This window comes from Calorimonas adulescens, from assembly GCF_008274215.1.
GTDB classification, from domain to species: domain Bacteria; phylum Bacillota; class Thermoanaerobacteria; order Thermoanaerobacterales; family UBA4877; genus Calorimonas; species Calorimonas adulescens.
This window is the reverse complement of the sequence record NZ_VTPS01000014.1, coordinates 24,401-38,634: the sequence shown is the minus strand read 5'-3', so window position 1 is coordinate 38,634 and position 14,234 is coordinate 24,401. Positions and strand designations below refer to the sequence as shown.

The 14,234-nt window shown below is 40.9% G+C and carries 10 protein-coding genes; 8 read left to right on the top strand and 2 right to left on the bottom strand.

Annotated features, from left to right (window positions below; all coding sequences use genetic code 11):
* Positions 1-2: 2 nt before the first annotated feature.
* The 5 genes from xylB (at position 3) to FWJ32_RS09425 (ending at position 6,657) form a co-directional block, all read left to right on the top strand.
* Complete coding sequence (xylB, locus tag FWJ32_RS09445) at positions 3-1,490, top strand: xylulokinase (RefSeq protein WP_149545710.1); 1,488 nt, start codon at positions 3-5, stop codon at positions 1,488-1,490.
* Between the two features lie 85 nt (positions 1,491-1,575).
* Positions 1,576-2,700 carry a D-xylose ABC transporter substrate-binding protein gene (xylF, locus tag FWJ32_RS09440; protein ID WP_162523587.1) on the top strand — a complete coding sequence of 375 codons (1,125 nt, stop codon included), beginning with the start codon at positions 1,576-1,578 and terminating at the stop codon, positions 2,698-2,700.
* A gap of 57 nt (positions 2,701-2,757) precedes the next feature.
* Complete coding sequence (locus FWJ32_RS09435; protein ID WP_149545709.1) at positions 2,758-4,281, top strand: xylose ABC transporter ATP-binding protein; 1,524 nt, start codon at positions 2,758-2,760, stop codon at positions 4,279-4,281.
* Position 4,282: 1 nt separating this feature from the next.
* On the top strand, positions 4,283-5,452 hold the full coding sequence (locus FWJ32_RS09430) for a sugar ABC transporter permease (RefSeq protein ID WP_275266288.1): 1,170 nt from the start codon (positions 4,283-4,285) through the stop codon (positions 5,450-5,452).
* An 11-nt stretch (positions 5,453-5,463) separates the two neighbouring features.
* Positions 5,464-6,657 carry an ROK family transcriptional regulator gene (locus FWJ32_RS09425; protein WP_149545708.1) on the top strand — a complete coding sequence of 398 codons (1,194 nt, stop codon included), beginning with the start codon at positions 5,464-5,466 and terminating at the stop codon, positions 6,655-6,657.
* 90 nt (positions 6,658-6,747) lie between these two features.
* Here the strand turns inward: FWJ32_RS09425 and FWJ32_RS09420 are convergent, their stop codons facing one another.
* Positions 6,748-8,313, bottom strand: coding sequence for a tetratricopeptide repeat protein (locus tag FWJ32_RS09420; RefSeq protein ID WP_149545707.1), 1,566 nt, complete (start codon positions 8,311-8,313; stop codon positions 6,748-6,750).
* A gap of 407 nt (positions 8,314-8,720) precedes the next feature.
* On the opposite strand from FWJ32_RS09420, the gene xylF (FWJ32_RS09415) reads away from it, so the two are divergent.
* From xylF (FWJ32_RS09415) to FWJ32_RS09405, 3 genes are read left to right on the top strand one after another with little or no spacing between them, the layout of a single operon-like run.
* Positions 8,721-9,815 (top strand): D-xylose ABC transporter substrate-binding protein, encoded by a 1,095-nt coding sequence (xylF, locus tag FWJ32_RS09415; RefSeq protein ID WP_149545706.1) that lies wholly within the window; start codon positions 8,721-8,723, stop codon positions 9,813-9,815.
* A 60-nt stretch (positions 9,816-9,875) separates the two neighbouring features.
* Positions 9,876-11,393, top strand: coding sequence for a xylose ABC transporter ATP-binding protein (locus FWJ32_RS09410; protein ID WP_149545705.1), 1,518 nt, complete (start codon positions 9,876-9,878; stop codon positions 11,391-11,393).
* Position 11,394: 1 nt separating this feature from the next.
* On the top strand, positions 11,395-12,558 hold the full coding sequence (locus FWJ32_RS09405; protein ID WP_149545704.1) for a sugar ABC transporter permease: 1,164 nt from the start codon (positions 11,395-11,397) through the stop codon (positions 12,556-12,558).
* A 269-nt stretch (positions 12,559-12,827) separates the two neighbouring features.
* On the opposite strand, the gene FWJ32_RS09400 is transcribed toward FWJ32_RS09405, so the two are convergent.
* A complete protein-coding gene (locus FWJ32_RS09400) occupies positions 12,828-14,063 on the bottom strand; it encodes a dicarboxylate/amino acid:cation symporter (protein WP_238988847.1) in 1,236 nt (411 codons plus the stop codon).
* Between the last annotated feature and the right edge of the window lie 171 nt (positions 14,064-14,234).

Genomic DNA, 14,234 nt, shown 5'->3' with positions numbered 1-14,234 from the left:
TTATGTACTTCATGGGAATTGATATTGGGACTTCTTCAGTCAAGATAATCGTCATGGATGAGGATGGTAATATAAAGGCTGATGTTTCAAAAACATATCTTATATTTTACCCCAAACCAGGGTGGGCAGAGCAAAACCCGGATGACTGGTGGGAGCGTACTAAATCGGGTATACGAGAAGTATTATCAAAGACAGACATATCATCGGATGAAATAAAAGCCATTGGTGTTACAGGACAGATGCATGGACTGGTGCTTTTAGATTCGGAAAACGTTATTTTAAGGCCTGCTATCCTCTGGAATGATCAAAGGACTGAACATGAGTGTGAATATATTACGGATTGCGTAGGAAAAGAAAGGTTATCGGAATTGACGGGGAATAAAGCCATCACTGGATTTACTGCGCCAAAAATACTATGGGTGAGAAATAACGAAATGGAGATCTACAGAAAGATAAAACATATCCTTCTCCCGAAAGACTTTGTTAAATATAAACTTACGGGGGAATTTTCTACCGATGTATCAGATGCATCAGGTACTCTTTTATTTGACGTGAAAGACAGGAAATGGTCAAAAGATATGCTGGAAATATTGGACATACCAGAATCTTGGCTGCCACATGCTTATGAATCCATGGAGATAGCAGGGTATGTAACTAAAGAAGCCGCAGAAGAGACCGGACTTAAAACAGGTACATTGGTGGTTGCTGGTGGTGGTGATCAGGCCTGTGGAGCAGTTGGCACCGGCACGGTAAAAGAGGGAATTATATCTGTGTCACTTGGAACGTCTGGCGTAGTATTTGCATGCCAGGACGGGTATTCTGTCGATGAGATGAATAGGCTGCATACATTTTGCCATGCCAACGGGAAGTGGCATGTAATGGGGGTTATGCTTTCTGCGGCTTCATGCTTGAAATGGTGGGTTGAAAATAACGAACCTCATACATTTGAAGATCTAATTGGTGAGGCAGAAAAAGTTGAAGCTGGCAGTGATGGATTAATTTTTTTACCTTATCTTATGGGTGAAAGGACTCCATACAGTGACCCCTATGCAAAGGGATGTTTTATGGGTCTAAATATGATCCATGGCAGAGGACATTTAACAAGGGCTATAATGGAAGGTGTTGCTTTTGGATTGATGGATTCCATGGAAATAATCAGGAGCCTTGACATTCCGATCAGAGAGGTTAGATTAAGCGGTGGTGGCTCCAACAGTAAACTGTGGAGGCAAATAATTGCTGATGTTTTTGAAACAGATGTAAGTGTGTTAAGCTCATCTGAGGGTCCCTCATATGGTGCGGCAATTTTATCTGCGGTTGGATATGGGTTTTATGATACAGTTGAAGAAGGGTGCAAAAGGACAATAAATATTTCTGAAACCGTTTCTCCCTGTGATGAAAACGTCAACATTTATAACAAAATATATAATATTTATAAAGGTATGTATGCAAAGCTTAAAGACACTTTTTATGAAATTTCTAACCTATGTTGAAGGGAGGGATTGAAATGAGGGAAATATAAGACAGCAGAGAACTGACACAAAGTAATAAAAATTAAATGTTAGAAGGGGTGTAAAAATGTTGAGGAAAACCTTATCAAGAGTTTTGCTTACAGTTTTGTTGGCTTCACTCTTTATTTTTTCAGTAACAGGGTGTACTACAACAGCAAACCAAGAGAATAGTAACAATAATTCAACACAGGATCAGACGCAAAGCCAAAACAATTCAAACACAACAGAGCCGGAAAAAATAAAAATAGGTCTTAGCATGGATGACTTGAGGTTGGAAAGGTGGCAACACGATAGGGATCTTTTCGTTCAAAAGGCAAATGAGCTTGGGGCAGAGGTATTGGTACAGTCCGCTAATGGCGACGATGCAACACAGTTTTCACAGGCAGAGAATTTAATTTCTCAGGGTGTAAAGGTTTTGGTGATAATTCCGCATAATGGCGATGCTATGGCTCCTATAGTAGAGGAGGCACATAAGGCAGGGGTAAAGGTGTTGGCATATGATAGACTTATAACCAATTCGGATGTTGATTACTATATTTCCTTTGATAATGTTAAAGTAGGAGAACTGCAGGCAGATGCAATAGTTAAGCAGGTACCAAAAGGCAATTACTTCCTGCTGGGTGGTTCGCCAACAGATAACAATGCCAAGTTATTGAGGCAAGGGCAGATGAACATTTTACAGCCACTGATTGATAAAGGAGATATAAAGGTTGTAGGAGACCAGTGGGTAAAAGACTGGCTGCCAGAGGAAGCATTGAAAATTGTGGAAAATGCCCTGACAGCCACTAACAATAAAATTGATGCGATTGTCGCTTCTAATGATAGCACCGCAGGGGGAACAATTCAAGCGCTTGCTGCACAAAAATTAGACGGTAAAGTAGCTGTTTCTGGACAGGATGCAGACCTTGCTGCATGTCAGAGAATAGTTGAGGGCAAACAGACAATGACCGTATATAAACCAATAAAACAACTGGCTACAAGAGCTGCGGAGGCAGCGGTTGCCATGGCAAAGGGAGAAACGATAGAAACAAATGGTTCAGTAAACAATGGAAAGATTGATGTCCCATCAATTCTCTTGACGCCTGTTGCTGTAGATAAGGACAACATGGTTGATACGGTAATAAAGGATGGTTTTCAGAAATTAGAAGATGTTTACAAAAACGTTCCCAGGGAGCAGTGGCCAAAACAATAAGCAAATAAGGGGGAATGTTTAGATTCATTCCCCCTTCTTAAAAAGGTGGTGAATGCATTGAGTGGATATATACTGGAAATGAAAAATATATCAAAAGAATTTTCTGGGGTAAGGGCTCTTAATAATGTCTGTCTTAAGGTAAAGAAAGGAGAGATACATGCCCTTTGCGGCGAAAATGGTGCTGGCAAATCTACCCTGATGAAAATATTGAACGGCATATACCCATATGGTTCGTACAGCGGTGAAATAATTTATAACGGTGAGAAATTGATCTTGCGCAGCATAAGGGATGCTGAGAAATATGGTATTGCAATTATACATCAAGAGCTTGCTTTAATTAAGGAACTCTCAGTTGCAGAAAATATTTTTGTTGGTAACGAACCCAATAATAGTGGGATTATAAATTTTAACGAGATGTATGACAAAACTCTTTCACTGTTAAATGAGCTCGGCCTTAATATAAATCCATATACAAAAATAAAAAATCTTGGGATAGGTCAGCAGCAGATGGTCGAAATTGCAAAGGCTTTATCAAGGAAAACAAGTTTACTGATTCTCGATGAACCAACCGCCTCTTTGACTGACCCTGAGGTAGAAATATTAATGGGCATTTTGCGCCAACTTAAAATCAACGGGGTAACCTGTATATATATTTCTCATAAACTGGATGAAATTTTTAAAATAGCTGACAGTGTAACAGTACTAAGAGATGGAAATACTGTGGGCTCTGCTGAAATAGAAGACATTACAGAGGAAGAAATAATAAGGATGATGGTTGGTAGAGAGATAACCGACCTTTTTTTCAGAGAAGAACACATAATAGGCGAAGAAATACTAAAGGTTATGAACTTCAATGTCTATGATATAACACACATAAACAAAAAAATTGTTGATAGTGTAAACTTTACACTAAGGAAAGGCGAGATACTCGGTATAGCAGGTTTAATTGGTGCAGGTAGGACAGAATTGGTATCCAGTATATTTGGGTCTTATCCAGGAAGGTTTTCAGGTGAAATATATCTGGAAGGTAGGCCTGTTAAAATCCAGGGTCCTGTTGATGCCATGAGAAATGGTATTTTAATGGTACCCGAGGATAGAAAGCGGCAGGGATTGGTCAGGTCCATGAGCGTAAAAGAAAATATAACATTGGCTACTTTGGATAACTATAGGACGCTTCTCGGTAAAATTAATGAGGTTGAAGAGATTGTTAACACAAGAAAATATATTAATAAACTGAGGATCAAGGCGGTTGATTTTAATTTCTCGGTTAATAAACTGAGCGGAGGGAATCAACAAAAAGTCGTTCTGGCAAAAACATTATTAGCCGACCCAAAGATATTGATCCTTGACGAACCGACAAGAGGTATTGATGTTGGAGCTAAATATGAAATATACAGGCTAATGTTTGAACTGGTAAAATCAGGTATATCCATAATAATGGTTTCTTCAGAGCTGCCAGAAATCATAGGGATAAGCGACAGGATACTGGTTATGCATGAAGGTAAAATTACAGGTGAATTTGTAAATGAAAATGTAACGCAAGAGATGATCATGAAAAGTGCAATAGGGGGTGCAAGTTAAATTGCTCAATAATGAAAAGAAGGTAAAGAATATTAATGAGGATAACAGGCTTGGTTTTAAATTGGATATTAAAACCTATGCTATGGTGATTGCACTATTAGCAATATGGATAATCTTTTCTGCTACAACGCATGGGTCTTTTTTAACCCCAAGGAACCTTTCAAATCTTTTCAGGCAGATGGCTATAACAGGAATACTTGCAACGGGTATGATTTTTGTAATAATTGCCGGGCAGATAGACCTGTCTGTAGGGTCTATGATGGGCTTATTAGGTGGTATTGCTGCTATTCTCAATGTCTGGTATAATGTAAGTGGAATTATTTCCATATTGATAACTCTGGTTATCGGATTATTATTTGGACTTTGGAATGGCTATTGGGTAGCATACAGGAGGGTCCCGGCTTTTATTGTGACGCTTGCCGGTCAGTTGATTTTTAGAGGTATACTTATTGGGATAAGCAGGGGGCTGACTATAGCACCTCTAAGCCCGGATTTTCGGTTTCTTGGCCAGGCGTATTTTACAACTGTAAGCGGGTATATCTTGGGAGCCATTGCAGTAATTGCGCTTATTTTTAATATGATAAACAATAGAAAAGCCAAGATGAAACATAATCTTGATATGCCACCGTTAATGATTGATGTGCTGAAGCTACTTGGTTTTTCCGTCATAGTGTTTGTTTTTATTTTGGTTTTAAATATGTATGAGGGTGTTCCCGTACCAGTATTTATACTTGTGGTATTGGCATTAATTTTTACCTATGTATTGAATAAGACAGTATTTGGCAGGAGGGTCTACGCAATTGGTGGCAATGTGGAGGCAGCAATACTTTCGGGAATAGACGCAAAGAGGATTACGCTCATAATTTTTGCAATTAATGGTTTAATGGCAGCAACCTCGGGTGTACTTCTTACATCAAGACTGAATGCTGCTTCTGTGGCTGCGGGTCAGAATGCAGAGCTTGATGCAATCGCAGCATGTGTAATTGGCGGTGCCAGCCTTATGGGCGGAATTGGAACGGTGAGCGGTGCCATAATAGGTGCCCTGGTAATGGCAAGCATTGATAATGGGATGAGCATGTTGAATGCCGCTCCATTCTGGCAATATGTGGTTAAAGGTCTTATACTTTTGATAGCGGTATGGATAGACATGGAGGCAAAAAACAAGGAATGAAAGGTGAATAAATGGTTACAGGTGATCAGCTTCTTGTAAAGCAGCTAAATAAGTCAATTGTATTAAATGTAATAAGAAAAAAGCATAATATATCACGGGCAGAGATTTCTAACATTACAGGGCTCAATAAGTCCACTGTTTCTTCTCTGGTAGATGAACTTATCACGGAAGGGTTTGTTGTAGAAAAGGGACCGGGAATTTCAAAAGGCGGCAGAAAACCCATACTGTTGAATATAAACAACAATGTTGGGCATATAATAGGTATTGACCTCGGGGTAAACTATATACTCATAATATTGACAGACTTATCTGCCAACATTATATGGCAAAGACGTATAAAACTTAAAGCTAATGAGACAGAGAAAGAGATAATTGATAAACTGATAACCCTGATACAAGAGGCGATTTCTGCGTCCACAAAAACATTAAAAGGGATACTGGGAATAGGAATTGGAGTACCGGGCATTGTTGACTTTAAAAATGGTATTGTGCTCATGGCACCAAACTTACGGTGGGAGAATATTAAGTTAAAGGCTATTATAGAAGAAAGGTTTGGCATAACGACTTATATAGACAATGAGGCAAATGCAGGAGCTATTGGTGAAAAATGGTTTGGGGCAGGTAGCAAGGTTACAAATTTAGTATACGTGAGTGCAGGTATAGGTATTGGTACAGGAATTATCATTAATGATGAACTCTATAGGGGGTCTAATGGTTTTGCAGGAGAGATGGGCCATATGACCGTTAATTTTAATGATCATGATTGTAGGTGTGGTAACATTGGATGCTGGGAGAACTATGCCTCAGAAAAAGCGCTGTTTAGTTATTTAAAGGATATAGCATCAGAAAATAAGGCGGTTCAGTACAAAGACATTGAGGATTTATCAGTATTCGACGTTATGGAAAATGTAAGAAAAAATGACCAGATTGCCGTTAGGGCTTTAAGAGAGGTTAGTAAAAATCTGGGCATAGGTGTGGTGAATGTTGTAAATACATTTAATCCGGATCTGGTTATAATAGGTAATACACTTTCGCTTGGCGGAGATATAGTCTTGGAAGAGGTTAAAAATATTGTAAATGAGAGATCATTTATTTCCAGCTACTATGATATAAAGATAAGGCTTTCTAAACTTGGCATGTATTCATGTGCTATAGGGGCAGTATCTCTTGTGATTTCAAAGCTGTTTGCATCGCCTCAAATTTAATCATAAAAGTCCCGGGGATTAAGCCGGGACTTTTGATATAATTTAGTTATCTCCTTTACAAATCATTTTATTGCCTTTTGGATCCCCAGCTCAACTACCTGCCTGTATTTTGTTTATCATATCACCGTCAGGATATTCTTGCAATATACGGGTAAAGTATGAATTATTACCTGTTATGAAGCCCAGGGCATACAGGGCGTCATCTGCCATGGTGCTGTGGGGATATTCGTCTACAAAGTATTCAAATGATTTAATAGTATTTTCTTTGTATTTATCATACAGGCCGAGAAGCTGTACCTCTTGACTGTAATTCATTAGATGGGAATAGCATAAGGCTATACTGTAGTCTACCTTTTCTCTAAGCTGGGGTGTGGGGTCTTTGCTTTTTAAGACATCAAAGATGGACAGGGCCTGGCCATAGTTGTTAAACGACATGAAATATTCTGTGTATACATCCTTTTCTTCAGGCACTACCTCATTAATATGCCCTAACCACATATATGTCTGCCTTTCTCCATTCCATATGTGGTTATAAAATACACTTTCATTGTGATAAATAAAGGAAGCCATAGAGTATAGAGAGTCATTATCGCCCTTTTCTCTGTAATTTGCCAGTAACTTATACTGATCTGACTGTATCTTTACGTTTTCCCAGAAGTTATCCTCATATATGTCGGAAACTTTGCGGTTAATGGTGGCTATATCTTTGTTATTATATTTGCTGATAAATCTGTCAAGAAGTTCACTGGCCGTGGCAAATTTGCCATCTCTTGCAGTTTTAACGGCCTTAGTGTATTCAATCATCGGCTTTATTTCTTCAGGCACAGCGTTGCTGTTTAAAGCGCTTTGAAGGTCATCAACGCTCATTTTTACATCCAGTACGTACTTTAGTCTGCCCTCAGCGTCGTAGCGTATATTGTCGCCGTCAGGCAGTGTGGTGGCACTGTATAGATACTTCAAAGCGAGCGGGTAGTTACCCCTTATCTCATAGTTTCTCCCAAGCCTGTATGCTGCATCATCAGCTGCTGGATGGGCAGAATATTTATTGAGAAAGTCAAGTAGCATAGTTATCTCCATATCAGGGTTGTATGACCTGTTGCCATAGGTGTAAAAAGACCATTTTAATGAATTCATAAGGTCTATCATGAAATAGGGTTTACCGGTTATATTTTCATATTCCCTTACTCCATTTGCGAGGAAGCTATCAGGATACCGGTTTAAAGCATCCTTCAATATGTCCCATGGGAAAGGAGTCGTCTCATACCTGAAGGTGCCGAACTGATTTGTGCTGTCAATCAGGCCTTTAAGGGAATCCCTTTCACCGAGGAGGTATAGTTTTATGTATGCAAACTGGGAAAACTTGGGTTTATCATTGGATGCAATGTTGTGCAGTAAATCCTTAGCCTTATCTTTTTGCCCTGAGCTAAACACCCTTTCTATGATGGCCTCTTTTGATAAATCGTTGTCTATTTTCCAGTAAAAGTCCATGAACTCGTCAACTGTATAATGTGACAGGGCTTTATAGGCTTCATCGAGAGTCTTTGCCTCGTTTAAAGCTTTAAGGGTGTCAAAATGTTGGTCGGCAGCAAAAGTCGGGAATAAGGGGGAAAGGACAAGCATAAAGAGTAAAATGATTGATATTGTGATCTTTTTCATAATAAGCTATCGCCTCCAGTACCAATTATACTACTGAATATCAAATAAAAAGTTAACAAATGGTTAAAAATTAACGCTAATAGCAGAAACGGCTTCCGTCACAAAATTATTTTTATGTGGCAACCTTAAAGAACAGGTACAGGGTAGGGGTGATATCTGCTGTGGGATTTATATGAAGAGGCCCTCTAAACGGAAATGATGGTGAGTTTTTAGTTTCAGACCTGGCTGAAAATAGTCATGGACCTATAGCATAGAAATAATCATCTGTCTTAAAGCAGACATTTGAGACACATTTCCCGCAAATATCTGCTACACCATTGAGACACATTGTGGCACGGCTTTTGCTATGTATAATAACGTATTCCTGATTGCAGGAAATTAAATTAAACCAATTAAGGAGGTATAGTATGTCAAAGGTAAAAAGGGCGTTGGTTTTATTATTGGTGCTTATAATGACCGTTTCACTGGTTGCCGGTTGTGGTGGCTCTAACACAAATACACAATCTAATTCCTCTACGGAGACACAGCCTAATTCAAGCAGTAATACAGAAACTGCTAAGAAGATAAAGATAGGTTTCTCTCTGCCAACCTTAAGAGAGGAGAGGTATCAGAGGGATAGGGACGCCTTTGTGGCAAAGGCGGAGTCACTGGGAGCAGAGGTCCTTGTACAGGCTGCAAACAATGACGAGAACGTACAGAACAGCCAGGTGGAAAACCTTATCACACAGGGAATAGATATACTGGTCTTAGACCCGCAGAATGCTGATTCTGCCGCAGCACTGGTGGAAGAGGCCCACAAGGCAGGCATAAAGGTGATATCCTATGACAGGCTCATTAGAAATGCCGATGTGGATATTTACCTCTCCTTCGACAATGAGAGGGTAGGAGAGATGCAGGGTGAGTTTATAACCAACCTGGTGCCAAAGGGCAACTACTTTGTGTTTGCCGGTGCACCGACTGACAACAATGCAACACTTTTCAAGAAGGGTGCTATGAAGTATATCCAGCCCCTGGCAGATAAGGGCGATATAAAGATAGTATTCGATCAGGCCATAAAGGATTGGGACCCCAATGAGGCATTAAAACTTGCAGAAAATGCCCTGACGGCTAATAAGAACAATGTCCAGGCTGTGCTTGCCCCTAACGACGGTACAGCAGGCGGTATTATCCAGGCTTTAGCAGCGCAGGGCCTGGCCGGAAAGGTACCGATCACAGGACAGGATGCAGAACTGGCAGCAATAAAGAGGATAGTGGCAGGAACTCAATCCATGACCATATTCAAGGACGTCAGGAAACTTGCTGAAAAGTCTGCAGAGGTTGCGGTAGCACTGGCACAGGGCAAAGAGGTAAAAGACCTTTCTGAAGCCAACAAGACCGTAAACAACGGGAAAATGGATGTACCGTCAATACTGCTCGACCCTGTAGTGATCACCAAGGACAATGTAGACAGTGAGCTTATAGACAGTGGCTGGTTCACAAAGGACCAGGTCTATAGCAATTAGTATAATAAGGGGCGGGTTTTAACCTGCCCCCCTTTTTCCAATTTAAAAGCGAGGGATATTATGAGCGAATATATTCTGGAAATGAGGAATATAACCAAAGAGTTTCCCGGTGTCAGGGCGCTGGACGATGTTTCTCTTCGGGTAAAAAAAGGTGAAATCCATGCTCTATGCGGTGAGAATGGGGCAGGCAAGTCAACCTTGATGAAGATATTGAGCGGCGCCTATCCATATGGGACTTACGAAGGAGACATTATAATCGATGGCAAGGTCAAACAGTTTCATAATATAAAAGAGAGTGAAAAAGAAGGGATAGCCATAATATATCAGGAGCTCACACTGGTAAAATATATGACGGTTGGAGAGAACATCTTCTTAGGTGAGGAACCTGTAAAGAATGGTGTAATAGACTGGATGAAGGTCTATGCAGATACCACAAGAATACTTAAAGAGCTGAAATTAGATATAAACCCCTATGAAAGGGTAATGAACCTTGGCATAGGACTTCAACAGATGGTTGAAATAGCCAAGGCTATATCCAAGAACGCCAGGATACTCATTCTGGACGAACCAACATCAGCGCTTACAGAGGCTGAGACGGAAAGGCTGTTTGAGATTCTAAGAAACCTTAAGAACAATGGCGTTACCTGTATATATATTTCTCACAAAATAGATGAGATATATGAGATTGCTGATTCTATAACAATACTTCGAGATGGCAAAACGATAGAGACTGAAAAGGTCTCGAACATAGATGAAAATAAGATTATCTCCCTTATGGTGGGCAGGGAACTTACTCAGAGGTTTCCCAGGGTGAAACATACCCCCGGGGATGTGGTGCTTGAGGTAAAGAACTACACACTATACGACCCGGAGATACCGGACAAAAAAATCATAGACAATGTCAGTTTCATTGCCAGAAAAGGCGAGATACTGGGGTTTGCAGGTCTTATGGGTGCAGGGAGGACAGAGCTTGCCTCCAGCATATTTGGTGCATATCCAGGTAGGAGTGAAGGGGAGATATATATAAACAGCAAATTGGTCTCGATAAGAAGCCCACAGGAGGCCATAAAGAATGGCCTTGCCTATCTTTCGGAGGACAGGAAAAGATATGGACTTGTATTGCTTATGGATGTACAGGAAAATATAGCACTACCGAACTACAGGTTGATATCAAGGAATGGGGTTATAAATAATAACGAAAAGGTGAAGTATGCTGATAAATATGTTAGGGAGCTTGGGATTAAGACGCCTACACTGGCCCAAAAGGTAGCAAACTTGAGCGGTGGCAATCAGCAGAAGGTAGTTCTGGCTAAATGGCTCATGTCCGATCCTAAAATCCTGATACTGGATGAACCTACGAGGGGAATAGACGTCGGTGCCAAGTATGAGATATACAACATTATGAATGATCTGGTGGATATGGGTGTATGTGTCATAATGATCTCCTCTGAGCTACCGGAAATCTTGGGTATGAGTGACAGGATATATGTATTACATGAGGGGAAAATAAATGGTGAGTTTAATATAGATGAAGCGGATCAGGAAAAAATAATGTACTGTGCTACTGGAGGTCATTGATATGGTTGAAAATATGAAGCATGATAGGACGGAAAAACTGAAAAGGCAATTCAGGCTTGATGTAAGGTCTTATACAATGATTATTGCCTTATTGGCTATCTGGATTGTATTTACATTTCTTACAGATGGTAGCTTTTTGACACCAAGAAACCTTTCTATGCTCTTCAGGCAGATGGCTATTACAGCCACGTTAGCTGTGGGTATGGTACTGGTGATTGTGGCGGGCCACATAGACCTCTCCGTAGGTTCTGTGGCAGGATTTACAGGGGCAATAGCTGCAATACTGCAGGTGACTTACCGCTGGGATACTGTGCCGGTCATAGTTGTAACCATACTGGTAGGCCTGGCCATTGGTGCATGGCAGGGCTTCTGGATAGCCTACAGGGGTGTTCCAGCCTTTATTACCACACTGAGTTCCATGCTTGTCTTCAGGGGAGGCATACTCCTCATAACTAAGGGTGTGACGATTTCACCTATGAAGGCGGACTTTCGTTTTATTGGGCAGGGGTATATACCGCCTCTATACAGCATCATGCTTGGAATAGCTGCAGGGATACTTTATGTATTATTTGAATTAAACAACCGGAATTCTAGGATAAAGTACGGCCTGCCTGTTGCAGGGTGGTATCAGGAACTAATGAAGGTTATTGGTGTACTGATCCTTATAGCAGTATTTATTGGGGTTATGGTTTCATACGAAGGAATACCTATACCGGTAATTATTACTGCAGTACTGGTCATGATACTGACATTTGTAGCCAATAATACCACGTTTGGGAGATATGTCTATGCCATAGGCGGTAACAAAGAGGCCACAGTATACTCAGGCATAAATATAAAAAAGACTAATATGACCATATTTCTGATAATGGGATTTTTATCAGCCATGGCGGGCATAATACTGACTTCAAGGTTAGATGCAGCAACTACCAGTGCGGGGACTGGCTTTGAAATGGACGCTATAGCCTCTTCTATCATTGGTGGTGCCAGTACCCTGGGTGGTGAGGGTACTGTGCCGGGAGCCATAATTGGCGCCCTGGTTATGGCCAGTATAGACAACGGCATGAGTCTTATGAATATTGACTACTCTGTATTAACAATAGTTAAGGGTCTCGTACTGGTTATTGCCGTATGGGTAGATATAGCAACAAAAAAGCGAGGTTAATACTCCCCTTCTATTTCAGGGTGCCATAAGGCACCCTTTTCATCTCCATGCAGTTATACATGTTACGTTAGAGGTACAGAATGGAGTGGTCTACAATTTTATACTAACACCATTTTATATAAAAACAGACACAAAATACAAATTATGTACTTTGTGTCTGTTTTTTACTGAAATTCTTAATATAAACTCTTTACCGGATGAGCCAAACAGTTTAAAATTAATAATCTAAAAACTTCCCTATGATGTGACCCCTTTATACCGGAATTTTACTATGTACGGGGAGTGTATTTTCTGGTATCTTTGAGTTCTCCTTCAGTAGCAGCTACAACAACTGAACAGGAAGCATCGCCAATAATGTTTATGCAAGTCCTTATCATATCGAGGATTCTGTCTATGCCCGCTATCAGAGCACTGGCTTCCAGTGGCAATCCTACTGACTGGAGTACCATGGTTAGCATTATAAATCCAGCACCGGGTACGCCGGCGGTACCGATTGAGGCTAATGTGGCGCTTAAAATTATGGTTATCTGCTGGGCTATCGAGAGTTCGATCCCGTACACCTGAGCCACAAACAGGGCGCACACACCCTGATAGAGGGCTGTGCCGTCCATGTTGATGGTGGCTCCCAATGGGAGCACAAAGGATGTTATGGAACGGGATACGCCCAGGTTATCTTCAGTGTTCCTCATGGTGACAGGAAGAGTGCCAGAGCTTGAACAGGTGGTAAATGCTACCATGGCAGCCTCAGATATTCCCCTGAAAAAGTGTATGGGGTTCATCCTGGCAAACACCTGAACTGAGAATCCGTAGACTATTACTGCATGTATGATACACCCGGCATATACAGCCAATATAACCTTTAAAAGCGGTATAAGGACTGCTGGACCATTGGTGGCAACTACAGGTACCATCAGTGCAAAGATACCAATAGGTGCATACTCCATAATGATGGCAGTAATCTTATACATCACCTCGGCCAAGCTGTCAAAAACTTCATACAGAGGCTTACCCTTTTCGCCGGCCAGTGTAATGCCAATGCCGAGAAAAATTGCAAATACTATAATCTGAAGCATATTGGCCTTGACCATGGCGTCCACGGCATTAGTAGGTACTATGTTTAGCAATGTGGTAACTATGGATGGCACTTCCCCGGGTCTTACCTCTGTCCCGGTGGGCAATGAAAGTCCGATACCGGGCTGGAATATATTACCCAGCAACAATCCGATGAGTACGGCAAAAGCAGTAGTGACAAGAAAATATACTATGGTCTTTATACCTATTCTGCCAAGCTTTGCTACATCACCCACGCTGGCAGCACCTACCACGAGAGAGCTCAATACTAATGGGACTATTATCATTTTAATAAGGTTCAGGAATAGGGTACCGAAGGGCTGAATATAGGTGGTGGCTATGTTTGGAGCTCTCATAAAAAAGATACCGACGATAATACCCAAAATAAGTCCTATAAAAATCCTGGTTGTCAGACTGATCCTTTTTTTACTCAAAACAGTGCCTCCTTTCCTGTTTCTATTCTAATTATATGAATGATGTGATATTTTTACAAGTTGAATCTGCTGCATAACCTGTTGAGCATGGAGTCAGTAGGGTTGACAGGAGGGTTTGTGAAGATATTATTAATGGTAGCAGGATCTTACCGCAGAAGGTAAAGGTACAGC

Coding starts and splice junctions, on each gene's coding strand:
- xylF (WP_149545706.1), top strand. CDS start 8,721: ATGTCAAAGGTAAAAAGGGCGTTGGTTTTATTATTGGTGCTTATAATG.
- FWJ32_RS09420 (WP_149545707.1), bottom strand. CDS start 8,313: ATGAAAAAGATCACAATATCAATCATTTTACTCTTTATGCTTGTCCTT.
- FWJ32_RS09410 (WP_149545705.1), top strand. CDS start 9,876: ATGAGCGAATATATTCTGGAAATGAGGAATATAACCAAAGAGTTTCCC.
- xylF (WP_162523587.1), top strand. CDS start 1,576: ATGTTGAGGAAAACCTTATCAAGAGTTTTGCTTACAGTTTTGTTGGCT.
- FWJ32_RS09405 (WP_149545704.1), top strand. CDS start 11,395: ATGGTTGAAAATATGAAGCATGATAGGACGGAAAAACTGAAAAGGCAA.
- FWJ32_RS09425 (WP_149545708.1), top strand. CDS start 5,464: ATGGTTACAGGTGATCAGCTTCTTGTAAAGCAGCTAAATAAGTCAATT.
- xylB (WP_149545710.1), top strand. CDS start 3: ATGTACTTCATGGGAATTGATATTGGGACTTCTTCAGTCAAGATAATC.